At 55.7% G+C, this 24,525-nt stretch carries 21 protein-coding genes; 8 read left to right on the top strand and 13 right to left on the bottom strand.

Annotated features, from left to right (window positions below):
* Nucleotides 1–2,326: autotransporter outer membrane beta-barrel domain-containing protein (locus tag B1757_RS15925; protein ID WP_143484243.1), on the top strand; the 2,326-nt coding region annotated here is incomplete at its 5' end.
* Between the two features lie 6 nt (nucleotides 2,327–2,332).
* A complete protein-coding gene (locus tag B1757_RS10245) occupies nucleotides 2,333–2,941 on the top strand; it encodes a 2OG-Fe(II) oxygenase (RefSeq protein ID WP_101538215.1) in 609 nt (202 codons plus the stop codon).
* Here the strand turns inward: B1757_RS10245 and B1757_RS10240 are convergent.
* The gene (locus B1757_RS10240; RefSeq protein ID WP_101538214.1) at nucleotides 2,938–3,771 is read right to left on the bottom strand and encodes a sulfotransferase family protein; all 834 of its coding nucleotides are present in this window, start codon (nucleotides 3,769–3,771) and stop codon (nucleotides 2,938–2,940) included. The two genes, B1757_RS10245 and B1757_RS10240, sit on opposite strands and share 4 nt — an antisense overlap.
* A gap of 178 nt (nucleotides 3,772–3,949) precedes the next feature.
* On the opposite strand from B1757_RS10240, the gene B1757_RS10235 reads away from it, so the two are divergent.
* Entirely contained in the window at nucleotides 3,950–4,963 is a 1,014-nt protein-coding gene (locus B1757_RS10235; RefSeq protein WP_101536841.1) for an IS30 family transposase, read from the top strand.
* Between the two features lie 100 nt (nucleotides 4,964–5,063).
* Here the strand turns inward: B1757_RS10235 and B1757_RS10230 are convergent, their stop codons facing one another.
* The 10 genes from B1757_RS10230 to rluC form a co-directional block, all read right to left on the bottom strand.
* A complete protein-coding gene (locus B1757_RS10230; RefSeq protein WP_101538213.1) occupies nucleotides 5,064–5,312 on the bottom strand; it encodes a toxin-antitoxin system HicB family antitoxin in 249 nt (82 codons plus the stop codon).
* The gene (locus B1757_RS10225) at nucleotides 5,309–5,692 is read right to left on the bottom strand and encodes a putative toxin-antitoxin system toxin component, PIN family (RefSeq protein ID WP_301179163.1); all 384 of its coding nucleotides are present in this window, start codon (nucleotides 5,690–5,692) and stop codon (nucleotides 5,309–5,311) included. The genes B1757_RS10230 and B1757_RS10225 overlap by 4 nt, the downstream gene beginning before the upstream one ends.
* Before the next feature lie 1,062 nt (nucleotides 5,693–6,754).
* Nucleotides 6,755–7,327: a hypothetical protein gene (locus tag B1757_RS10220; protein WP_101538212.1), complete on the bottom strand. Its 573-nt coding sequence runs from the start codon at nucleotides 7,325–7,327 to the stop codon at nucleotides 6,755–6,757.
* Nucleotides 7,328–7,337: 10 nt separating this feature from the next.
* Nucleotides 7,338–9,023: a DUF262 domain-containing protein gene (locus tag B1757_RS10215; protein WP_172437674.1), complete on the bottom strand. Its 1,686-nt coding sequence runs from the start codon at nucleotides 9,021–9,023 to the stop codon at nucleotides 7,338–7,340.
* A 67-nt stretch (nucleotides 9,024–9,090) separates the two neighbouring features.
* Complete coding sequence (locus B1757_RS10210; RefSeq protein WP_101538210.1) at nucleotides 9,091–9,576, bottom strand: hypothetical protein; 486 nt, start codon at nucleotides 9,574–9,576, stop codon at nucleotides 9,091–9,093.
* Nucleotides 9,560–9,820, bottom strand: a complete 261-nt coding sequence (locus tag B1757_RS15805) for a metallophosphoesterase (RefSeq protein ID WP_101538209.1) — start codon at nucleotides 9,818–9,820, stop codon at nucleotides 9,560–9,562. The genes B1757_RS10210 and B1757_RS15805 overlap by 17 nt, the downstream gene beginning before the upstream one ends.
* A 248-nt stretch (nucleotides 9,821–10,068) precedes the next feature.
* A complete protein-coding gene (locus tag B1757_RS10200; protein WP_101538208.1) occupies nucleotides 10,069–10,380 on the bottom strand; it encodes a hypothetical protein in 312 nt (103 codons plus the stop codon).
* The gene (locus B1757_RS10195) at nucleotides 10,373–10,630 is read right to left on the bottom strand and encodes a hypothetical protein (RefSeq protein WP_101538207.1); all 258 of its coding nucleotides are present in this window, start codon (nucleotides 10,628–10,630) and stop codon (nucleotides 10,373–10,375) included. The genes B1757_RS10200 and B1757_RS10195 overlap by 8 nt, the downstream gene beginning before the upstream one ends.
* 349 nt (nucleotides 10,631–10,979) lie before the next feature.
* Nucleotides 10,980–11,642, bottom strand: coding sequence for an HAD family hydrolase (locus B1757_RS10190; RefSeq protein ID WP_101538206.1), 663 nt, complete (start codon nucleotides 11,640–11,642; stop codon nucleotides 10,980–10,982).
* The gene (gene rluC / locus B1757_RS10185; protein ID WP_101538205.1) at nucleotides 11,639–12,592 is read right to left on the bottom strand and encodes a 23S rRNA pseudouridine(955/2504/2580) synthase RluC; all 954 of its coding nucleotides are present in this window, start codon (nucleotides 12,590–12,592) and stop codon (nucleotides 11,639–11,641) included. The genes B1757_RS10190 and rluC overlap by 4 nt, the downstream gene beginning before the upstream one ends.
* Nucleotides 12,593–12,790: 198 nt before the next feature.
* Between rluC and B1757_RS10180 the strand changes: the two genes are divergently transcribed.
* Nucleotides 12,791–15,202, top strand: a complete 2,412-nt coding sequence (locus tag B1757_RS10180; protein ID WP_253253806.1) for an Rne/Rng family ribonuclease — start codon at nucleotides 12,791–12,793, stop codon at nucleotides 15,200–15,202.
* A 1-nt stretch (nucleotide 15,203) separates the two neighbouring features.
* On the opposite strand, the gene cysS is transcribed toward B1757_RS10180, so the two are convergent.
* Nucleotides 15,204–16,607 carry a cysteine--tRNA ligase gene (gene cysS / locus B1757_RS10175; protein ID WP_101538203.1) on the bottom strand — a complete coding sequence of 468 codons (1,404 nt, stop codon included), beginning with the start codon at nucleotides 16,605–16,607 and terminating at the stop codon, nucleotides 15,204–15,206.
* 13 nt (nucleotides 16,608–16,620) lie between these two features.
* Nucleotides 16,621–18,069 (bottom strand): glutamate--tRNA ligase, encoded by a 1,449-nt coding sequence (gltX, locus tag B1757_RS10170; protein WP_101538202.1) that lies wholly within the window; start codon nucleotides 18,067–18,069, stop codon nucleotides 16,621–16,623.
* Between the two features lie 95 nt (nucleotides 18,070–18,164).
* Between gltX and B1757_RS10165 the strand changes: the two genes are divergently transcribed.
* From B1757_RS10165 to B1757_RS10150, 4 genes are all read left to right on the top strand, one after another.
* Complete coding sequence (locus B1757_RS10165; protein WP_101538201.1) at nucleotides 18,165–20,651, top strand: penicillin-binding protein 1A; 2,487 nt, start codon at nucleotides 18,165–18,167, stop codon at nucleotides 20,649–20,651.
* A 10-nt stretch (nucleotides 20,652–20,661) separates the two neighbouring features.
* Nucleotides 20,662–22,095 carry a cryptochrome/photolyase family protein gene (locus B1757_RS10160; RefSeq protein ID WP_101538200.1) on the top strand — a complete coding sequence of 478 codons (1,434 nt, stop codon included), beginning with the start codon at nucleotides 20,662–20,664 and terminating at the stop codon, nucleotides 22,093–22,095.
* A 216-nt stretch (nucleotides 22,096–22,311) separates the two neighbouring features.
* Entirely contained in the window at nucleotides 22,312–23,598 is a 1,287-nt protein-coding gene (locus tag B1757_RS10155) for an NAD(P)/FAD-dependent oxidoreductase (protein WP_101538199.1), read from the top strand.
* A gap of 63 nt (nucleotides 23,599–23,661) precedes the next feature.
* On the top strand, nucleotides 23,662–24,513 hold the full coding sequence (locus B1757_RS10150) for a DUF1641 domain-containing protein (RefSeq protein WP_101538198.1): 852 nt from the start codon (nucleotides 23,662–23,664) through the stop codon (nucleotides 24,511–24,513).
* The last annotated feature ends 12 nt before the right edge of the window (nucleotides 24,514–24,525 follow it).

Here is a 24,525-nt window from a genome sequence, read left to right as displayed (position 1 = left end):
CCCCGGCGGCGACGGCGGCACCGGCGGCACCGGCGGCACCGGCGGCATCGGCGGCATCGGCGGCATCGGCGGCATCGGCGGCATCGGCGGCATCGGCGGCATCGGCGGCATCGGCGGCATCGGCGGTAACGGCGGTAACGGCGGAGCAGGTGGATCAGGGGTGAGTGGCACGAGATTTACACTGACGAATACCGGAACCATTACCGGTGGTGTGGGTGGCGACGGCGGCACCGGCGGCTACGGCGCCCCCGGCGCCCCCGGCGCCCCCGGCGCCCCCGGCAGCAACGGCAGCAACGGCAGCAACGGCAGCAACGGCAGCATCGGCGGCTACGGCAGCAACGGCAGCAACGGCAGCAACGGCAGCAACGGCAACGGCGGCGCTGGTGTTGTCTCCACGGGTGGTTCCACCATCTATAACGCAGGCACGATCAGCGGTGGTCTGTCGGGCGGCAGCAGTCCGACTCGGGCAGATGCGATTCAGTTCTCCGGTGGCGGCAACACCCTGGTATTGGAAAATGGCTACCAGTTCAACGGCGATGTGGTCAGTACCAGTGGCACCGCCAACGGCGGGGATACCCTGGATTTGGGTGGCAAGACCAGTGATACCTTTGACTTGTCCCAGATCGGCAGCAGTCAGGAATATCAGGGCTTCACCACTTTTGGCACGGACGCCCAGAACACGGCTACCTGGACTCTAACAGGATCTTTTGCTGGAACAGGGAACAGCGTCACCCACTGGGATTTCCAGGGCGGCACGGTGATTGATAATGGCACCGGCGGTCCGAAGGATGGCACTACGATCAGCGGCGGGACGCTGGAAGTGGGGGATGCCAGTACGCCAGGGGCTTCCCTGAAAGGCAATGTGGCCGTGGACACCCATGGCACCCTGCGCGGTCATGGCACGATCATTGGTAATGTGAGCAACGCGGGTACGGTCTATCCCGGCGGTAGTATCGGCACGCTCACGATCAAGGGTAATTACGTTCAAAGCAGCGCGGGAACGCTGGACATCGAGATCACCCCGAGTGATACCACGGCGGGTACGGACTATGACCAGCTGGATGTGACCGGCACGGCCGCCCTGAATGGCGCGCTGGAGATTCTGCAGGAATCCGGGGCATCCGGCACCTACAAGGCCGGAAAGCAGTACGACATTGTGCATGCGGCTGGCGGTGTATCCGGCAGCTTCAGCAAGGTCACCTACAATCCCCTCTTTGCCAGCTATATCACGCCGGAAGTCACTTACGGGAAGGACGACAGCTATCTGGAATTGACGGCCACACCGGCACCTACACCGGCACCTACACCGGCACCTACACCGGCACCTACACCGGCACCTACACCGGCACCCACACCGGCACCCACACCGGCACAACTGAGCCACGACCGGCTATTTCGGAGTGGGCAGGGCGTGGTGGACAGTGATTACATCAATACGGCCAGCGGCTTCACCGCCATCAACAGCCTGATGGATGGAGCCGAGCAGGTCGGGACGCAGGGGGCACAGTTCACCAACAGTCGGGATGGATCCTGGGCGAAGGGCTTTGGAGGCTTTGGTCGAGCCAATGGCGCGAGTGTCGAGGATTACGGTGGAATTGCCGGATATGGCGCGACGGTCCATGCCCACCTGCAATCCCATCTGGTTCTGGGTGCGGCCTTTGTCGGCTCGGGCACCGGGACTCGCAGCAGCCAGCAAAGGGTGGACGGCCAATCCTTCGGCGGCTTTGGCTATGCCCTCGACACGGCGGGACACTTACGGGTCTCGGCGACCCTGGGTGCGGGCTATCTGCATCAGGACAGCACCCGGTATCTCTATCCGAGCAACGTCATTGCCTCGGGTCACACGAGTGGCTGGTATGCCGGCCTGGGCGTACAGGGACAGTATCTGATTCCCCTGGGTCAGGCTTTTCTGACGCCCTATGGCCGGATCAGCTATCTGCACACGCACCTGAACGGTTTTGCGGAGCACGGTGCCGGGATGCTGGACATCCAGTATGGCGGACTATCCACCAGTGTCGCGGCATTTTCTGGTGGCCTGCGAATGGGTTACGACCTGCGGACTGCCGGAATGACCGTGATTCCCTGGGTATCGGTCGGCGGTACGGGCTATGCGGGTACCTTGCACGTCACTCAAGCGGAGACGGTCGGCTTGCTGAACAGCTATGAGCGCGCACTGGTTGCTCCCAATGGTGCACTGAATACCGATGCCGGGCTCACCCTGACGGGCCGTCTGGCCCCCTGGACGATGAAGGTGGCCTACGATGGTCAGTTTGCCGGAGATACGCACCTGAACACTTTTGACCTGCTGGCCACCTATCGCTGGTAGGAGGTTGTGGCACAAAAACTGTTCCACTGTGACCGGATTGACCTGACCTGCTGGGCAGGCCTGCTGTCCCCGCCCGACTGTGCGGCACTGATCCAGATAGGACGCGCACACCTGCAGGACGCGACAGTGACGGACGAAGACAGCGGAGAGGCTGTGTCCCATCCGCAACGGGTGTCGCAAATGGCCTGGCCGAAACGGGAGCAGTATCCCCTGCTGCAACGGATGGCTGCGGGGATTGCCCAGCTCACGGGGGTGTCTCTGGACTGCCAGGAACCCTTGCAGATTCTCCGGTATCTTCCGGGCGGAGAGTACCGCCCGCACTTTGATGCCTTTGCGACGGACAGTCCGGCCTTGCGTTGTGGCGGGAACCGGCAGTGGACCCTAATATTTTACCTCAATCCGGTGGAAGGTGGGGGAGAGACGTGTTTTCCGGAGCTCGGGCTCACGGTGGTTCCGTTACCCGGTAGTGGTATCGTGTTTCGGAACCTCAATGCCGCCGGTGTACGGGAGCCGCTCGCCCTGCATGCCGGGAATCCGGTGACGCAAGGCGAGAAATGGATTGCGACGCAGTGGATCCGGGAGCGAGCGTATGTGGATCCCCGCGCTGCGGGTTAGAGTACCGGTATATCCGGGCGCATCCGAGCGGAATCTCTCCAGAAGGCATCCCCCTGGAAGCGCTGGAACAGATCCGGAGGCAGGATTGTGGTACGCGCTGCGGCTTCTATCCGAGGGCGAATCTGATGCAGTCCCGGGGTTCCCGCCCGTCGGTCATAGGCTTCGGCATCGAACTGGAGATTCTCCAGATCGTGCGCGTATGCCGGTTCTTCCAGAAAGGTATACAGCGCCTGCAATACCCGCTCTGGGGCACTGACCAGGCTTTCATAGGGCACGAGGATCAAGCGGCCACTGGCCTGCTCCCCGTAGTAGGCTTCCTTGAGGGCATCATAGGCTTGTCCGATCAACCCGTTTGAACCTACGATTTCGTTTGTGCGGGTATACACGGTGCCGCCGGTGTTGTAGTTGAACAGGATGGAAGGTTCAAACACATTCTTGCGCACCAGGCGTTCGATACTGTCGACGATCCAGGGTATATCGCGCACGCAGGCGATCACTTTGCTCTCCGGGAACAGGGTGGTCAACAAGGGGAGTTTGCTGCACCAGGTCCGGTTGGTATCGAAGACCACAGCTGCCGGGTAGCCCGCGTAGTAGTGTTCCACGACCCCGCGCAGGATCGTGGCACGCTGCTGATTGTTGAGAAATACAGCGTATTCGTTCTGGCCGCTCATCTGGTGCAGCAGGGTATGTACCAGGCCTGCCACGGGGCTACTCATACCGGCGGAGAAACGGGGATTCTGCCGCAGAATGGCCGCCAGCAGGGTGCTACCGGAACGGGGCAATCCGGAAATGAAATGATAATGGCGAGGGGAGGATGTGGTTTCTGGCATGTGTTATGCGGGATTCTCTGTTAGCGTTATAGACACAAGGGATTGTTTTGTCTCGATGATGGCAGACCGTGAGCGGTGGATGGGCTGATTTTGCTGGTGGTGCCTGGTACTAGGCAAGGGTTGGAGCGCTCTAAAATGAAGTGCAACACCTCTGGTCGAAGGCAGACGGAGGTGAGAGATGGCCAGAAAATACAGGCAATTGATGCCCGATCAGCGAAACCAGATACAGCGTGGATTGAATCAGGGGCTGAGTATTCGTGGCATTGCCAGGCAGTTGGGCCGAAGCCCTAGCACGATCAGTCGGGAGATTCAGCGCGGTCGTGTGGAAGAGACCTATGACGCCGTATGCGGTCGGGAAGAAGCGCAGAGGCGCCGACGCAAGGGAGTCAGGAAGTTGACTGAAGGTTCGCCTTTAACCCTCGCGGTGACACACGCTATTCTGCAAAGGAAGTGGTCACCGGAGCAGATAGCGGGGAGGTTGCGGATGGACTATCCCGAAGACAAACAGTGGCACGTCTCTCATGAGACTATTTACCAGTTTATCTATGCCCACCCGGCGGGTGAACTGCGCAAGACATTGATTGCAGGGCTGCGCAGAGGGCACAGCAAACGCAAGCCCCGCACACGAGGTAAAGACCGTCGTGGCGGGATCACGAACATGCGCTCGATCCGTGAGCGCCCGGAGGAAGCACAAGCCCGCGAAGTACCCGGTCACTGGGAAGGCGACCTGATCAAGGGGGCATTCAATGCCAGTGCTATTGGCACGTTAGTGGATCGTAGCAGTCGCTTCGTCATCCTCGCGCGAGTGGAGGATGCTACGGCAGAGGCGATCCTGGAAAGCTTTACGCGGCGTTTGCGTACGCTGCCCAAGAGCTTCCGGCAAACGCTCACCTATGATCAGGGCCGCGAAATGGCTCGGCATCAGGAACTGGAGCGAAATACGGGCATACGTGTTTATTTTGCTGACCCACATAGCCCCTGGCAGCGTCCGACCAATGAAAATACGAATGGCCTACTGCGTCAGTATTTCCCCAAGGGCACGGACTTATCCGAATATTCACAACGGCGTTTGACTCAGGTGGCGGAGGAACTCAATAACCGGCCCAGGAAATCCTTGGGATTCCAAACGCCAGCCGAAGTGATGGCACGGCAAATCAGGGAGTTAAACTGCGGTGTTGCACTTCAAACTTGAAACCGCCGTTGTTTTGAGACAAAAAGTACATTCCCTGAAAAATCCCACCGCCATTGATCAGCTCCATAATGCGACAGTTTCCGCTAGGATTCCAGATCCATCACGGCATCTCATCGCCTGGGCGCGGCGGTTCATTTCCGGCCTTATCCAAAATTGGCAAGATGTCGGAGGGCTTTGCTCCATCTGCCCGCCGCTTGAAGAAGTCAGCGGCTGTTTCCACGGCTCCCACCTTCTCGGCCAGCGCCACGGTAATCCACTGGTTCAGTGATACCCCATCTTCGCGAGCCAGGCGTTGTGCTGCCGCCTTGAGAGAATGTGGCAGTTTGAGCGCATAGGCGGCTTTGTTCATTTGTGAACCTCCATCAAAAGTTGCTTAGGGAGCCATAGCGGTAGACCAAAACGCTTTGCGGCTATAGCGAAGTGCGCCAGGTTGAACGTAACCAGGGCGTCAGCGTTGCTGTTGACGGCCGTATCCAGGACCATCTCGTCATTTGGGTCATTCAGCTGTGGCCGCCACTGAAAATGAATCTCCACGGGTAGGCAAGCACTCGCCAGCGCATCCAGGAGATGGTCTATCTCTGGAATCGACAGACCGGAAACGGTCCGTTGTTCGTCCCTCTTCAGCACCGCTTCATATTCCCAAAACAGCGCGGGCGTCGCCAATATCCCCACCTGGCCAAGGGCCACCAGCCGTAACACGGCATGACTGGCTCCTGAGCGGCTACGCAGGGCCTGGCCAGGACAGAGGTATCGAGCACGACTTTAAGCATGTCGTATATGATATCATGAGTTCCGGCTCTACTGGCAACCCACCGACCAACTCTCCGACCGGCGGATCGGAAGCCCTCTTGCGGCTCCCGACCGGTCGATAGGCCCCGACCGTCCTGGTCACCGGAGCGTGCCGCCACGCCCTCGTTGGGGCGCAGGCGGCACACTCGTCTCCCAGTTGACTCTACGGCAACCATGCGGCACCGCACGCGCCTGCACTCCCAGCTACCGCGATTGTTCCGGCGGATGCAGCACACCGCGTTGCCTACCGGGGAGCTACTCGCCGTCCTGGCTCGTAGCAAAGGAGACATTTTAGAATTGCTGGAAGGGGACATTACTGCTTTGGGCTAACAGATGTCGGGTAATGTGTGGCGACTACTTCGGCATTTCCCGCTATACTTGGGCACAAGCTTGGTCGCAGCAGAAAGATGCACCCAAGCCCATCGTTTTTGGCAACGGCACTCGCGCCAAGCGGCGCTGGAAACCAGGAGACATTCGAGCTTGGGCAGAGCGCAAGAAGGCATGGAAGAGTCGATAAATTGTCCCATAGGAAATATAACATACTGAAAACACTGACGTTTGTGATGCTCCCCTTTCGCACCACACCATGGTAGTACAAAGTAGTATCACCTTGAAAACATCTGGTTAGATCATACCTGATGCGGGTTGATGTGGGATAAAGTGGCAGGATATTTTTCCCAGTGTCCCAAAAATTCCGATTGCAATCGCGCTAATGATGCGGATCCTCTGCTTCCATACTCGGCTCGTCTTCGATGACCTGCGCTTAACAAAATTCAGTATCGCAACGCCGGGAGGAGGCTGAGAACATACTTACCGCGCCCAAAACTGCACCTTATTTATAACACAGTCATAATACGGTTAGGATTATCTCACCTCTCTGCTGCATGAGGGTACCGCTCCATGCTCATCAAGTTATTGAAATATCCTCGTCATTTTCGAAAAAGATTTTATCAGAGTTTGGCGAGGGCCGGAGGCAGGGTCTGCAACTACCATTCTACCCACTCAAAACGACACAGAGCCAGAACTTACCTGGAGTATCTTACTCTTTGAAATAACGAACACCCCTTCCGGGTTATTGCAGAAATCAGACCACGTCCTCCGCATTTCTTTCGATTCAGTTCCAGGCCTGAGAAAATCCTCAAGTTTGTTCTCATCCTGAACAAAGGCCAAGGCCAAGCAATGGGCCACCCCTGCCTCCTTCAGCTTTTCATAATCTTTCACCGATTCTTGCACAGAAAAGCTATCCCCAATCTTTCGGTATTTTAGCTCTATACCAACCTTTATCGGGATGCCATAAATAAAGGTGTCGTAACCTTTATGCTTGTCACGAGAGATTTCGGCCTCCGTATCTAAGCAGGCAATGTCTATCTTTGTTCCGTACTCGCAATACACCTCACGAAGCTGATATTCCGCCTCAGGAGCGGAATTCCCTTTGATTTTAATCATCTCTGGCATACGTTTTCTCATTTCACAAAACAATGTTGCGCGAATATCTTCCTCATATAGAAAGGCATAGGGATTTTCCCGAAATTCTTCTATAACTACCCACAACGAATCAAGAACGCGTTTATCCATGATGCACCTTTTATAACGCTGAAATTATATGGGTTATGATTGTATCGTTTCTCTGCCCCATGAGCGCACCACTCCATGCCGCATTTTCTGCAACCAGTCTTTTAACCTCTTTTTGCTGTTCATTGTGGATGTAACCCGGAAGTTTTTGGGCCACTGGGGTTTTACCAAGCTCACAGCGGTCGGACTTTGAACAAAGCATCATATTTCCCAAGGTGGTTCCGCGAACCACATATTCGCTGTCATGCGCGTAATCGTCTTGTTCGGTTATGCAGGGATGCCCAATATAGTCGAGCTCGAATTCTCCGAGTTTTGCCCACAAATGACGAGAACTCCCGTTGATCTGCTGCTCCAGCAGCATTTCATACTTCCAGAGAAGAAAGGTCGCGAGGTGTTCATCTGGAGACCAGTGCTGCAATAGTTCATGTAATTTACTATTGCTCCAGGAGCCGAACAATGAATGGTCAGCGGTTTTCATCCAGTCAATCTGCGTAATTATGGGGGATAAATCATTATCCGCCTTCGTAAACCGGGAAAACACATCTCCCAGCACCACATGCAGATCCCCCTCCCCTATCAACTTGTCCCGCAGAATGATGGATTCCAAAGCGCGGGAAAGCTGGCCAATCTCAGCCAGCGGCAAGCCATACAGATACGCCTTCAGGACAAAAGGCAGCGCCATATTGATATCACCCAGGGATACAAGTGAGTGAATATCCGCATTTTGAAAAGACCATTCACCGAAGAAGTTTTCCAGGAGATCACAAGTTGATGACAGCAGCCCAGAGAAATTGGCTACAAAATCGTTGGACCTGTCCTTGTGCAACAATCTTTTCACCTGAGCCAGCGGGTCGAGACATACCCAGAGCGCATGGGTATAAACTTGCAAGGCTATAAGCAAAATATCATCCGCACTGGTGCCGTATTCGGCAAGCCAGCTCAAATGATGGATTTTTTCAAAGCACTGCCTGACTTTTTCGGAAAGAGCATCTTGTTCATCTGATGCGGATCCCGGCGTATTGACATGGTGCATAAACAGGGTCTTCACCAGTTCCACATTGAGCGGCGGTTTTCCGCGCGCGTTTTGCAGAATAAACATCTGCATGGCATCGGATTTCTGGTGAACCAGATGCACGACACAGGTGGCCCCGCTGACCACGGAAAGCATTTTTACCAGATATGCTTCTGATTTATCCGCAAGTTGCTGCTTAAAATAGTCAAAGGCTCTGACAATGCGCCATGCGGATTCCGTTTCGAGGCGCGTATGGTCACAGTTGCTTTGCTTGATAACATAATCGATAAAAATCTGCTGATCCCGGTCAACGGTCGAAAAGCGGATAAGCTCACCCTGCCGCAGCATATCTCCGTAACAGGCTTTCTCTGCTTCCGACCATGTTCGGATGGATTCCAGTCTCGAGAACAGTGCAGACAGGAACATGACAATGGTCGTCAGGCGCTGTTGACCATCTATCACCTTCAACACCTGCCCGTTTTTCTCGAACAGAAAAGTCCCAAAATGGTAAGGGGTGTGCTGCCTTGCGTTACTATAGGTCTCCAGATCTGTCAGGAATTCATCGGTTTGGGTATGGTCGTTTCCGTATTTTTTTATGGGCGTATCCCACGAATAAGCCCGCTGATAGGAAGGAACATGAATCTCCTTGTCTGACATCAGTGCTCTCAGGGTTGTTAAGGCGTGCATTATCGATTTCTCCTTCATCTATCCGATAGGTCACTGGCCAACCTGCCGATGTCGCTGCAAGAGCCGTTCAGCGGGACTCCAAGGTCCAAACTCTCGGTCGATCACTTGGGTTCCGTCGGGCTTCCGCTTGTCTTTGCTGCCACCGAAGAGCTGCATCGCGCCGCATGGCTACGGTATCTACCCCGGGGAATAATGGATATTGCGTTTCCAGCGCATCCAGCCAGGCACAGAAATCGTTCGATTCCTGCGCAGTAGGTTCCGTAAGGCGTTCTGGTAGCTCCATCGGGCATGGTTCCAGCACACAGACAGGCTTCACGGTGCCCGTTGGTTTCCCCCCATCCCAATGCCATTCCACAAACAAACGCGGCGTCGCGCCCATTTTGTAGCGCGATATCAGAAAGCCTTGTTCTGCCGGGAGCCATATACCTACATAGGCATTACGCGCCCATATTTGATAGGCCACCCCCGCACACAAGGCGTCCATGGGTAGATAATCGGCACTCGACTCCATGCTGCAATGCCAGTCCAGGATTAATTTATCTTCTTTCTCCATTGCTGCAGCCCTCCACTTCGTCCTCCGGGGGACATGCCAACCAAAGCTTGTCTTCTGACTGACTGATAGCGCTCATCTCTAGCAGCCTGCGCAAGAGTTCCATGTAATATTCCGGCATCCTGTCCACGTTACCGGCCAGAACCAGCACATCGGCGGTGGTGCCCATGGCAGCTGTGGATAGCGCGGTCAGCATGATAGTTGAATCGAACTCCAGGTGGAGGTCGGAGGCGCAGGCGATGCGCATGGGTTATCTCGCTTATCTTATCGAAACGGCGATATGTTCAAGCAAAAACAGAACCGCCAGGAACGTCTGGACGGTTGCCACTAACCGGAAGGGCTTTATCAAAGGTTTCACCATTGGTCGGACAAAGTATTCAGCCCGGAAAAATCGCCCAGTCTGCTGACGACTAAAGCAATAATTATCAGAAGGATGATAACCGCTATGGAACCCGGTGAGATCCCCGTTAGCCAGCGTCACATTCTCGTTTCATCTCATTTCTTACCATAAGTTGCATCGTGGTGCGGGGCAACGGTTAAAAACCGCAAGTAGTCTCCATCTCGGTAGGCGGTCGCCCTGCGGGATTGCGTGATCCGTAGCGAGTAGATGGCAGCAATATCTTTGGGCGGCGTCACACTCAAAATTTTTTCCCATCGCAGCCCCTTATCCCGGTAGACCTGATCCCAGGTCATGTGCAAAATCTTTCTCAAGGTCTCCAGGGCTGAATGACGTTCTGGCTTGGGCAAGGCAAGCAGGTTTTCCTGGAATACCGGATTATTCAGGTCCAGACGAACCTGATCACCCACGAATCATTTGATCCAGAGCGTGCCGAGTGTCGGTATCATCCGCCGGATGCGCCGATGCCCAGGCCATAGCACGTTGCAGATCGCTTTGCGCCTTGGGCGTGTTCAGCCAAAGCTCATTGTCAGGGATTATCTTCACGGTTCGTACCAACCATACCCCGGGCTCTTGCTCTTCCACTGATACGTGACGACCCGCATACCGTTTGCCAAAAGAAATCTGGCCATTGCTCCCAATTGTTTTAACGTTCTGCATGATAGCCTCCATGTCATGCACCACTGCACCACTGCACTATAGCACAAAAGTGATGCGATCCTACGAGCGCCAATGCTGGGGGTAAACTTTATCCTCGCGTCAAATTTTTTTGACGCAGGGTGCCTACCATGCTTTGCCTACCCGCAAAGTCTGGAGTTGATCGCCGGTAAGGAAAATCGTTGCCCTCAGGAGGTGGCAGCTGATGCAGAACAGGAGCCTGAAGCGAAGTTCAATGCGGCCTCTAATGTGAAAAAGCAGCATATTGCGGGCTGATCCGCAGCACATTGAAGTATCCCTTTTGCGTCAATTCAGCTTTGAATCCACCTGATTTTCAGCAGCTCCAGTTCGATTAATCCCGTTTACCCAGCAAAAACCTCGGGTCAGGTATGCACACCTGCGCACCCGCCTGGATCAGGCGTGACGCATCATGCACACCACAGAGGACGCCAATCGGCAAAACACCGGCGGCCACGGCCATTTCCATGTCATGCACCGTATCGCCGACCATGACAGCGGCTTCCGGGGGCAATTGGTAATGATCCAGCAGCTCTTCGAGCATGAGCGGGTCCGGCTTGGAGCGGGTTTCATCGGCACAACGGCTGGCACTGACCAGTGCTGCCAGACGCGGATTTTCAGTGAGCACCTTGTCCAGACCTCGACGCGCCTTACCCGTAGCCACAGCCAGTTGATAACCCGCATCCGCCAGCCTCGACAGGGTTTCCTCAACCCCCGGAAACAGCGGCATGGCGGCTGCAGGAGTTCCGAAAAAACAATGGCGGTAACCTGCCAGAATGCGCTCGCGCAGATGTTCGTCAGCCTCGGGGGCCAATACTGCCAGGGCATCGCTCAGGCCCAGACCAATGATTTCCTTGTATTGTGCTTCTCCCCGGTCCTCTAACCCGGCATAGGCAAAGGCGTGGGCCAGGCAGCGACAGATGGTGGAAATACTGTCCATCAGGGTGCCGTCCCAGTCGAAAATAATCAGTCGGCGATTTTGCAATATAGGCATCATAAACATGACTCCTGGCGTAATTGCTGCAATACGGCCTCCAATTCGGCCGGTAAGGGGGCCTGGATATGCATGGGCTGCTGATCACGGGGGTGCGCAAAACGAATACTGGCGGCGTGCAGGAACAGACGCCGCAAACCCAAAGCGCGCAGGCGCTGATTAAAGGCAGGATCGCCATATTTTTCGTCACCGGCAACAGCGTGGGCGATGGCCTGGAGGTGTACACGAATCTGATGGGTGCGCCCGGTATCCAGATCAGCCTCGACCAGGGTTGCCCCGGAAAAATGTTCCCGAGCCGAGAAATGGGTATGGGCTTCTTTGCCGGCGACGGGGTCCACCCGCACCATGCGCTCACCGGATTGCAGGGTGTTTTTGCGCAGCGGCAGGCGGACCGAGCGCGCAGGCCCCTTCCAGTCACCGCAGGCCAGGGCCAGATAGTGTTTTTCCATCTGCCCCTGACGCAGGCTTTCATGCAGTGCGCGCAGTGCCGAACGCTTTTTGCTCAGTATCAGGCATCCGGAAGTCTCCCGATCCAAACGATGTACCAGCTCCAGCTCACGGGCATCCGGACGCAACTGCCGCAGGGCTTCGATGATGCCCCAGCTCAAACCGGAGCCGCCATGCACCGCCAACCCGCTGGGCTTGTCCAGCACCAGCAGATGACTGTCTTCAAAAAGGACCGCTGCTTCGAGCTGGCTCCGCAGATGGGCCGGGAGCACTGCCGGATCACCGGGCGCCGCTACCCGTACCGGAGGCAGGCGCAACACATCACCCTCGGCAATGTGATAATGGGGCCGTGCCCGTCCCTTATTCACCCGCACTTCGCCACTGCGCAAAATTTTATAGATGTGCGAGCGGGGCACGCCTTTCATGACCCGCAGGAGGAAATTATCCAGGCGCTGGCCCGCATCGGCATCGGTTACCAGCCACTGTCGCACTCCGTTTTCCGCCATATTTTCACTGCTCCCGCATTTTTTCGATTGCGATTCTATTCTTTTATGGCATATATTGCGACTCAGGACGCTGCGCTGACAGAGTGCGGCTCCCGTTATAGCATCGAAGGGCAAGCCTTTCGGTCCCAATTACAAACGCTGCGCTCCCCGGCCTGCTTGAATGAGCAGGCGGGTTGAGCGCCGGAGAAAGAAGAACTTATGAAAAGGATGTTGATTAACGCCACCCATGCGGAGGAGTTGCGGGTGGCTTTGGTAGATGGTCAAAAACTCCTCGACCTCGATATTGAACGCGCCTACAAGGAACAGAAAAAGAGCAATATCTACAAGGGTAAAATCACCCGGATAGAGCCCAGCCTGGAAGCGGCCTTTGTGGATTATGGTGCCGAACGCCACGGTTTTCTGCCCCTCAAGGAAATTGCCCGGGAATACTTTCAGCAACAGGAATCCGGTCAAGGCCGCAAACGCATCCAGGAACTGATTCGCGAAGGCCAGGAAGTGATTGTCCAGGTGGACAAGGAAGAGCGCTCCAGTAAAGGTGCCGCCCTCACCACCTTTGTCAGTCTGGCGGGACGCTATTTGGTCCTCATGCCCAACAACCCTCGGGCCGGAGGCGTTTCTCGACGTATCGAAGGGGATGATCGCACCCAGATCCGCCAGCATCTGCAACTGCTGGATATTCCCGAAAATATGGGGGTTATTGCCCGCACTGCCGGTATCGGCCAGGAACTGGAAGCCCTGCACCGGGACCTCGAATATCTGAAACAGATCTGGCAGGCCATTGCCGATACCGCAGCCAGTCGTGCTGCTCCCTTTCTGATATATCAGGAAGGCAACGTGGTCGTCAGGGCGCTGCGCGATCATTTTTCAGAGGACTTCGGTGAAGTCCTGATTGATGAAGAAGGCGCCTATCACGCCGCCGTGCAGTTCATGGGCGCGATGATGCCGAAAATGGTGCACCGCCTGAAGCATTACGATAATGATGTGCCGCTCTTCAGTCGCTATCAGATCGAGCAGCAGATTGAGTCCGCCTTCAGCCGCGAAGTGCGCCTGGAGTCGGGGGGCGCCATCGTCATCGACCATACCGAGGCCCTGGTGGCGGTGGACGTCAATTCCGGTCGCTCTACCAAGGGTCAGGATATTGCCGAAACCGCCTTCCGGACCAATCTGGAGGCGGCGGAAGAAATCGCCCGACAGATTCGCCTGCGCGATCTCGGTGGCCTGATTGTGGTGGATTTCATTGATATGGAATCCCCAAAACATCAGCGCGAAGTGGAAGGCAAACTCAAGGAAGCCCTCAAGCTGGATCGGGCGCGGGTACAACTGGGCCGTATTTCCCGTTTTGGTCTGATGGAAATGTCCCGACAGCGGCTGGGCGCCAGTCTGGAAGAAGCCTCTTCCGAGCCCTGCCCGCGTTGTAATGGTACGGGGCAGATTCGCGGTTGCGAAGCCACCAGCATGCACGTCCTGCGCCTGCTCCAGGAAGAATGCATGAAGCCTGGCCCCGCCGAGGTCCAGTGTGAAGTTCCGGTGGACGTGGCGGTTTATCTGCTCAATGAAAAACGCCTGCCGATTCTGGAACTGGAAGCCAAAACAGAAACCCGCATTGTCATCATTCCCAAGCCGGAGCTGGTCACCCCTCATTACAATATCGAGCGCACGCGCCTGGAAGCCAGTGCCGTACGCACCCTGCCGCTCCCGCAAAATCTCAATAATGCCTTGCCGACCAGGCCCAGTCGTCCAGGGGTGGAATCGGCCGCTCTCAGTCCGCTGACTGCGCCTCCGCCACCCGACGTGCTCCCGCCCCTGCGCAGCCCTGCGCCGGCAGCAGCCAAATCCAAAAGCAGCGCCGGTAAATCCGCAGTCGCTGAGGAAGGAATTTTGGCACGCCTGGTACGCGCCCTAGTGTCGCGCTATGTACCCGTCGATGCAGCCACATTCATGGCGGAAAGCAGCGGCACTGAAGTCTCTGCTGAAACCCCCGCGCCTACCGAAGGCGATGAAGAAAACCCCAGCGAAGAAAACCGCAGTCGGCGGCGGCGGCGCGGCGGACGTCGGGCCAGAGCCCGGCGCTCCACCCAGAATAACGGCGGGGAAAATCCCCAGGAAACATCGTCAGTAGAAGATGAACAAGCTGCTCCGAAGCCCAAGGTGGTGGCCAAAACTGCATTAGACAAGATCGAGCAAGCACCAGCGCCCAGAGAGGAGTTGGTCTATCCTGGTCCGGTACCCGCCACGGACGACTGGCATTTGATGCTGATATCCACGCCAAGCCCCGTAGACAACGCCGAAACAGCTATCGACGCAGCGTCCGCCGCAGAAGGCTCAGCCAACCATTCTGCTCCAGTCGATGCCGCATCCAAACGCGAAACCCCTCCAGACAGCGCTGTGGAAGTGGGCAGCGTAACACCCCCGCCAGCGTTGGAACCCGAGCCTGAGTCGACGATGCGCGGAGTTGCCGAGCCTGTGCCAGTCGAAGAAAGTGCTCCGCCCGCCAGCCATCCCGAGGACTGGCATCTGCCTCTATTTACCGAGACAGCGCCTGTCGTTCAGGAAAGCGAAGTAGCGGCCGAGGATCCCGGACAGCAGTCCCTCCCCCTCAGCGAAGACTAGATCAGCCTTCCTGTCGGCGCCAAGTGGTGCCGGCAGGGCCGTCTTCGAGAATGACGCCAGCGGCGCTCAGTTCCTCGCGAATGGCGTCGGCACCGGCATAATCTTTTTGCTGGCGTGCAGTAAGGCGGGCGGCAATGCGTTCTTCAATCCAGGCGTTATCACTGGCATCCATACTTCCCCGGAAGTAGCTTTCCGGATCTTCCTGTAAAATGCCGAGCAGGGCAGCCAGCTCCCGCAGGAGGCTTGCCAGGGGTGCCGCCACCTCACTTTTTTCATCCCGCAGGCGATTGATTTCCCGTGCCAGATCAAACAGTGTCGCGAGCGCCGCCGGCGTATGGAAATCATCACTCATGGCAGCATGAAAGCGTTCTCGCCATTCACTGCCCAGTTCCGGCACAATCTGACGCGGGGGCATCCCGCGCAGGACCGTATATAGTCGGGTAAGCCCGGCCCGGGCCTGCTCCAGTCCCTCCTCGCTATAGTGCAAAGGACTGCGATACTGGCTGGAAAGAATGAAAAAACGCAGCACCTCTCCGGAAAACAATGGCAGCAGTTCACGCACGGTTAAAAAATTGTTCAGGGACTTGGACATTTTTTCGTCATTGATGCGCACAAAACCGTTGTGCATCCAGTAACGGGCAAAAGCACAACCCGCCCCCTGGGATTGGGCAATTTCATTTTCATGATGCGGAAACTGCAGATCTGCACCGCCGCCATGAATGTCAAAGCTGCAACCCAGGGCATCCGCAGACATGGCCGAGCATTCGATGTGCCAGCCCGGACGTCCTTCACCCCAGGGCGAGGCCCAGGAAGGTTCGTCGGGCTTGGCGGCTTTCCAGAGCACAAAATCCAGGGGATCGCGCTTATCTTCGCCCAATTCCACCCGCGCCCCGGCATTGAGTTCGTCGATGGACTTGCCCGAGAGCTTGCCATAGTCCGGAAAACTGCGCACGGCGTAATACACATCCCCATTGGCGGCGGGATAGGCATGTCCCCGGGCGATCAACTCGGCAATCAGGTTTTGCATGGCGCCCACATGCTCAGTAGCACGGGGCTCCAGATCGGGCGGCTGGCAGCGCAGGACCGCTTCATCGGCATGCATGGCGTCTATAAAACGGGCGGTAAGGGACTGTATGGTTTCGCTATTCTCCAAAGCACGACGGATGATTTTATCATCAATGTCGGTGATGTTGCGCACATAGGTCACTTTCAGACCCCGGGCGCGCAAATAGCGCACTACCGTATCAAAGGTGACCATCACCCGGGCATGCCCCAGATGACAGTAGTCATACACCGTCATACCGCAGACATAAATGCCCACCTGACCCGGGTTTGCAGGCTCCAGAAGGCGCTTGTCATGATGCATCGTGTCGTAAAGACGAATGGACGGCAGGGCTGGCGACATGAATTCCTCGTTTCTAGAGATATTGGCGCACAGTACGCAGGCGCTCACAGGCGCGCTCCATACCGATCAGGGGCAATAGGGCCGCGAGTTCCGGGCCATGGCAGAGGCCGGTCAATGCAGCCCGCAGGGGCATGAACAGGGATTTGCCTTTGCGGCCGCTTTCCTGCTGCAGACTTTTGGTCCAGATCCGGTAATCGCCGGCGGACTCCTGAAGCAGACGCTCGGCCAAGGGCCAGAATGTCGCTGGGGCTTCGGCCAGGGCCAGCAGTGCCGCCTCTTCTTTCGCCAGCGCAGCGAATGACTGATCGGCAAAGCAGCGCCGCGCCCAATCCAGGCCATCTCCGGGAAGCTGGATATTGGCCCGCACTGCCGCCACGAAAGCTATTTCTAATCCGTGGGGAATCATATCCCGCAATGCTCCAGGGGCAGCCATAAGCCAGTCCCAAAGCTCGGCGTCAGTGAGTTCCTGAAGAGCCAAATGCTGCCAGTGCTGCAACTGGACCGGATCAAAGTGCCCCGGAGCGCGGCTGATGTTTTCTACCGCAAACCCCGATGCCAGCGCTGCATCGTCCAGCAATTCTGAAGCGGTATAATGATGACCGAGCCGGGCCAGATAATTCCGCACAGCCATCGGGAGATAGCCCTCTGACTGCAGATCTCGCAAGCTGGCCGCCCCATGCCGTTTGGATAGAGGCTGACCATCGCCACCCAGCAGTAAGGGCAAATGGGCATACTCCGGCACCGGTAATTGCAGCGCCTGCAAAATCAGAAGCTGGCGCGGGGTATTGCTGAGATGATCTTCTCCTCGCAAGACCAGATTCACCCCCATCAGGGCGTCATCCACGGCATTGGCAAAGAAAAAGGCCGGACTGCCATCACTGCGGCGAATCACAAAATCCCCAATATCTGCCAGAGCATAGCTGCGCGCTCCCCAGACCCGATCCGGTACGCTCAGCGTGCCACTATCCGGCACCCGAAAGCGCAAAACCGGCTGAATGCCTTGTGCTGCCAATGCCTGACGCTGGGCATCATCCAGATACCGGCACCGCCCTCCATAACGCGGGGCCTTTCCCGCAGCTTTTTGCACGGCCCGCTCCGCTGCCAGATCTTCTGGGCTGCAATAACAGGGATAGGCCTGCTCTGCCGCCAGCAGCAGGCCATAGTATTTCTGATAAATCTCCAGACGCTGCATCTGCCGATAGGGGCCTGCCGGACCACCCCGATCAGGTCCTTCATCCCAATCAAGACCCAACCACTGCAAGTCTTCGAACAGGGCTTTTTCGTAGATTTCCGGGGACCGCGCCTGATCGGTGTCTTCCAGACGCAGCACAAAATTACCGCCATCGCCACGGGCTGCCAACCAGGCAAACAAGGCGGTACGGGCATTACCCAGATGGAGATATCCGGTAGGACTAGGGGCGAAGCGACTCTTGAGATTCATAGTGGTATAGTATTGCGCCATAAGCCGACTCGCAATGACAAAACGGCAACAGGATACTTGGTAAAAGGCGGTACAGCCTGCCTTTTACCAAGCATTCAGGAGATGGAAGAAACATAATGGCTCAAACTGACAGCCCCAAGGCACGGGGTAAGGCCCCCCGGCGCCCCCGTTATGGCCGCTGGATTTTGTTGATCATCCTGCTGATTCTAATCAATATCGGCATTGGTGTGACGATTTACGTCTATCGCATCTGGGACAGCCTGCCACCCGTCCATGAATTGAAGGAATGGCACCCCGATGAACCACTGCGCATTTATGCAGCGGACGGTACGCTGCTCCAGGAAGTTGGCCCGCAAATGCGATATGCCCTGCCCATTGACCAGATACCGGTCAAAATGCAGGAGGCTTTCATTTCTGCGGAAAACGCCCGCTTTTACAGCAATAATCCCTTATATTATCCAGTCAGCTATCCCGGCATTCTGCGTGCGGCGCTGGTCGATATCATCCACATGGCCCCCAATCAGGGTGCCAGCACCATTCCTGAGCAGGTCGCCCGCAATTTTTATCTGACCCCGCAAAAGACCATTACCCGCAAAATTGCCGAAATACTGCTCGCCTACAAGCTCACCGATCATTTTACCCATAAACAGATTCTGGAACTGTATTTGAATAAAATTTATCTGGGTCAGGGTGCTTATGGGGTCCAGGCAGCAGCGCAGACTTATTTTGGCAAAAGTGTTGAGCAATTGACCCTGGGCGAAATGGCCACCATTGCCGGGCTGCCCCCGGCACCTTCTGTACTCAACCCGGTGGCTAATCCGGATCTGGCCAAAAAAAGACGGGCTTATGTCCTCAAACGCATGGAAGCACGAGGCTACATCACCAGAACTGAAGAAAATCAGGCCAACGCGGAGCCTATTCTTTCCCGCTACCATGCCCAGGCCTCGGATAGTGCACCTTATGTGACAGGCTGGATCGCCAACTGGCTGACCCAACAGTTTGGTAGCGATTTCACCTATCGCTCGGGTCTCAAGGTATTTACCAGCATCATCCCCAAAGACCAAGAGGCGGCCAATCAAGCGGTTGCAGTAGGGCTGGAAAATTATGATATGGGCCTTTCCAGTATGGACCCGAAAACTTATCGCGGTCCGATTACCCGCTTGACTGGGGATGCCTTGCAAGCAGCCCTGGCTGGCAAACGACCGGTGGCGCTGCCTCCCCATGATCCAGCCAACCTGAAATGGGGGGTGGTCATCAGTGCTGACCCCAAAGCGGCCACAGTGTCATTGGAGGGTAAAAAAGAGATTACCCTGACGCTGCGAGATGTGCGTTGGGCTCGGCGGCGTTTCAACAGCCCTTTACCACGTCAGGTCAATGGCGTCCTGCATAGTGGTGACCTGATCTGGCTGCGCCCTTATGTCAACGCCGTAACTGCCGGCACCGGGCATGAGTGGGGAGCCAATGTCTGGTCATCAGCCGGCAAGGACCCAGGCTGGCAACTCACCCAGATTCCCAAGGTTCAGGGCGCACTGGTCAGTCTGGACAGTCGGAACGGAGCCATTCATGCACTGGTTGGTGGCTTCAGCTACGAACTCAGTCATTTCAATCGGGCGGTATATGCCTATCGGCAACCCGGTTCGGGCTTCAAACCCTTTGTGTATGCGGCCGCTATGGATGCACCCGCACTGCTGGCTTCGGGTAAAAGCACCTATATGACTCCCCAGACCCCCATACCCGACACCCCTCTGTCCATTACCCTGCCTGACGGACAGGTGTATTCGCCCACCAATTACAGTAACCAGTTTTCCAATACGCCCATTCCGGTGTGGTCCAATCTGGCTTACTCCCATAATGTTCCCAGTGTGCGCATTCTCATGGACATCGGGATTCCCTATGCGGCGCAGTACGTGCAGCGTTTCGGATTCCCTGCCAAGCAGGTTCCCGAAGTACCTTCCATGGTCCTCGGCGCGGGAGATTACAGCCCTCTGCAAATGGCCAGGGCCTACTCGGTATTTTCCAGCGGCGGTTTTCTCCCCCACCCCTACCTCATCACCAAAATCATCAATGGCCGGGGCACCCAGATTTCCTTGTTGAACTGCCCTATGGGCTATGCCCCCCCGCCCACTGAAACAGCCATTCCTCCGGGAGTCGCCTATTTGCTCACGCAAATGATGCAACAGGTCATCAAAATTGGCACCGGCGTGGCGGCCCAGAGTCTTGGGCGCAATGATATTGCTGGCAAAACGGGTACCACCAACAATGAAAACAATGCCTGGTTCAACGGCTTCAGTCCGCGCATAACGACCAGCGTGTGGGTGGGTTATGATGATAATCATACTATGGGTCGCTGGGCTGCTGGAGCTCGCGAAGCACTACCCATCTGGATACACTACATGCGTACGGCCTTGGCCGGAAGTCCGGCGACGGGTTTTTTTCGTCCCCCCTCGGTCACTGCACCTACGACCAGTGGCAACAACCAGGGGATTGGCGTCAATGATTATCTGGCCGGTTATCCACCTATTGCGCCCACGGCTTCTGCCAGCAGTGCTGCGGGGTCCGACACGGGAGACAAGCTGATCAATACCATCAAGAATCTTTTTTAAGGCCTAAAACATGACTGTCACGATTGTCTGGTTTCGTCGGGACCTGCGCCTTACGGATCATCCAGCTTTATGGGAAGCCGCTCAGGAAGGTGCGGTAATCCCACTGTATATTCTCGATCCCCATGAGTCCTCTGGGGCTGCGGAATTATGGTGGCGGCATCAAAGCCTCCATAAACTCGCAGAATCACTGGCAGCCTTGCGATTACCATTGCTACTGCGGCGCGGGGATCCCCTGCAGATTCTGCAGGAAATAATCGATACCATAGCGGTAGATGGAGTGGCTTGGAATCGTCGTTATGACCCCCGTGGCATGGCTCAGGATACCGCCATCAAGGCGGACTTACAGGCCAGAGGACTGTCGGTGCGCTCCTTTCCCGGAGACTGTCTGGTTGAACCCTGGCTGCATCATCATGATCAGCAACCCTACAAGGTTTTTACGCCTTTCTGGAAAAGCCTGATGGCCCGTTTTTCGGTAGCTCCGGCTTTACCACAAGCGGATCTACAGCCTTTAGCACCTGAACTGACACAGCAGTTAAGCAGTGAATCCCTGAGCAGTTGGCAGTTGCTTCCGCAACAACCCGACTGGGCCAGCCGCTTCCCGGAATTCTGGGAGCCGGGAGAATCGGGCGCACATATCCGATTGCATGCATTTCTGGAGGAAGGACTGCTCAACTACAGTAAAGGTCGAGACTTTCCGGCCCAGCCTTCTGTCTCCAGACTCTCTCCTTATCTGGCACACGGTGAAATCAGTCCCCGACAAATCTGGCAGGAAACCCAGTCCCATCTGGCCAATCATCCGGAGCTTGCTGCCCAGGGAGAGCATTTTCTGCGGGAACTGGGCTGGCGTGAGTTTTCCTGGCATCTGCTTTTTCACTTTCCCAATTTGCCCGATACGCCGCTCCGTCCGGAATTCGCCGATTTTCCCTGGCAGAACAATGAAAAACTTCTGTATGCCTGGCAACGCGGCCAGACCGGCTATCCCATTGTGGATGCCGGAATGCGTGAACTCTGGCAGAGCGGCTGGATGCACAACCGGGTCCGCATGATTTGCGCCAGTTTTCTCATCAAAGATTTGTTCGTAGACTGGCGCAAAGGCGAAGCCTGGTTTCAGGATACCTTGCTGGACTTTGATGAAGCCAATAACAGTGCCTCCTGGCAATGGGTTGCTGGCTCTGGAGCGGATGCAGCACCCTATTTCAGGATTTTCAACCCAGTGTTACAGAGCGAAAAATTCGATCCTCAGGGCGACTATTTGCGTCGCTGGTTACCGGAGCTTGCTGCCCTTCCCGATCGCTACATTCATCAACCCTGGATGGCCGAAGCAAACATTCTCGCTCAGGCTAAGATCAGCTTGGGCGTCGATTACCCCCTGCCCACGGTGGATCATGCCCAGGCGCGGCAAAAAGCCCTGGATGTTTTTCAGAATCTGAAGAAAAAAACCTGAATAAAATTTATTTCAGAGCAAAACCATCTCAATAATCTACAAGCATTTATAAGGCGATAAAAATATAAAACCCTGCGAATATAAAGATCCATTTCCATTGTCATAAAATTTGCTTGTTGAACTTTTACGATTATCTACTACTCTTACTTAGGAGACATTCATTTGTGTGGATGTTGATTATTGCAATTTCATGACGAAAAAACGGAGGGAACATATATGAAGCCTCATGTTGTCGTTCTTGGTGGTAACTTTGCCGGTCTCGCCTCTGCACAGAAAATACGTGAGTTCTGTGGCGAAGCGGTACGTATCACCGTTATTGATCGTAAAAATTTCCTGTTATTTGTACCAAACGTCCCTGCAGAAGTGTTTGAAGGCCGCGATCCCAGCAAGACCCTGGCTATGGACATTCCCAGCACCTTGGATGAAGACGATATCGGGTTTATTCAAGCCGAAATCAAGGCCATTGATCCCGATGCGAAGAAGGTGGATTTCGTACCGAGCGAACGTCCGGGTGCTGCTCCTGAAAGCATGGCCTATGACTATCTGGTCGTAGCCGTCGGCAATCGTCTGGCCTATGACAAAATCGAAGGTTTTGCCGAACACGGTCACACGGTCAGCGATTTCTACTATGGCAATAAGTTGCGCCACTTCCTGGCCAATGAATACAAGGGTGGTCCCGTAGCCATCGGTTCGGCGCGCTTCCATCAGGGGGACGGCACCAAGGACATCAAACTCTATGGCGGGCACGCTTTCCCCAGCGCCGAAGCCGCCTGCGAAGGCCCGCCCGTGGAAACCATGCTGTCCATGGCCACCTGGCTGGGTCAACATGGCAAAGGTGGACCGGATAAAATCACGGTGTTCACTCCGGCTTCTCTGATTGCCGAAGATGCCGGTGAAAAAGTGGTGGGCAAGCTGCTGGAAATTGCCGGTGGCATGGGTTTCAACTATGTCAATGAAGCCAAGGACATTACTCGGATCACCAAAGATGGGGTTGAACTGGCCAGCGGCAAAAATATTGAAGCCGAACTGAAACTGGTGTTTCCGGACTGGGTTCCCCATGATTTCATGAAAGGCTTGCCCATCAGTGATAACGAAGGCTTTGTGATCACCGATGTGACCATGCGCAACCCCAAGTATCCCCAGGTGTTTGCAGCAGGGGACGCGGCAGCCATTACCGTCCCGAAATTGGGTGGTATCGGTCATGCCCAGAGCGAGATTGTGGCCAAGCAAATTGCCAAGGACATGGGCAAAATGACGCCGGCTGAAGCCGATAAACCTTTGGAACCAGTTGTCTATTGTATTGGTGACATGGGAAACAATCAGGCTTTTTATATCCGCTCCAACAGTTGGTTCGGTGGTCCTGATCAAGTTCTGAAGATGGGTCATATGCCCTTCCTGCTGAAAATGCAATACAAAAATCTCTTCTTCAAGACGAAAGGTAAAATGCCGGAATGGGGTTTGGATGCCTCAAAACTCTTGGCTGAAAAACTTTTCGCAGCCTGAAAAAACGAGGGCCGCGAGGCCCTCTTTTATTATTGGCCAGATATAAATCAAGGGAGATGCATTATGGCAGCACAAGAATCTTTCACCCCGCAACTCACACCAGAACAGTGGGCAGGTCTTGCCCGTTTGGGCGACCTTGCCCACGGCGGCGCGAGCTTCATGGAGAGTCCAGCGGGAAATTTACCCATGGACCTGGCCCTGAAAGCCGGTCGCTGGGATGAACGCTTCAATCTGGAAGGCAGCATTGAAGAACTGTTGGAGACGCTCAAGGTTCTGCGCGAAAGTGGACTGTTATCACTCATTCGGGATAACGCGGCTTTTTTGGCAGAAAGCGTCGCATTATTAAAGCCCTATATTCCCATTCTCCTCGCCAAACTACATGAACTTCCCCTGGCGGAGTGGATGTCAGCACTTCAGCTACTGGGTGAAATCGTCCCGAAACTCCACGCCGTTCTGGAGTTCATGCAGGGACCAGCGGGCGGTGCTGTGGTCGCCAAGGTCAAGGAACTGGGTGATCTCTGGCAGGAAACCTCGGCGGATACCACTATTGTCGAAGCCCTGCGCCTGCTCAAACAATTGCAGGAAGATGGCAACTTACAGCGGGTCGCAGATCTCAGTCGCCAGGTCGGTCTTTTTGCGGAAACCATTGACCTGGAAAGTCTCGTGGGGCAATTCGTGCAGCAAAGTCAGGGGAGCCCGGTACTGAATACCGCCGCCAGCCTGATGCATAGCGGTCGGCTCATGGCGGCAGCACTGGCTGATGCCGCAGAACACGAAGCCACCGGCAAAGCCGGAGGTTTATCGGGTCTTTATCACATGCTCAAGGATCCGGACGTGCAGAGAGGCATGCGGGTTGTGGCGGTATTACCGGTTTACCTCGAAAAAGCGGGCGTTCTGCCCAAGCATAAAGATTGATTCCGTTCACTT

It is taken from the genome of Acidithiobacillus marinus (assembly GCF_002847505.1).
Lineage (GTDB): Bacteria > Pseudomonadota > Gammaproteobacteria > Acidithiobacillales > Acidithiobacillaceae > Acidithiobacillus > Acidithiobacillus marinus.
This window is presented reverse-complemented; position numbering and strand designations above follow the sequence as displayed.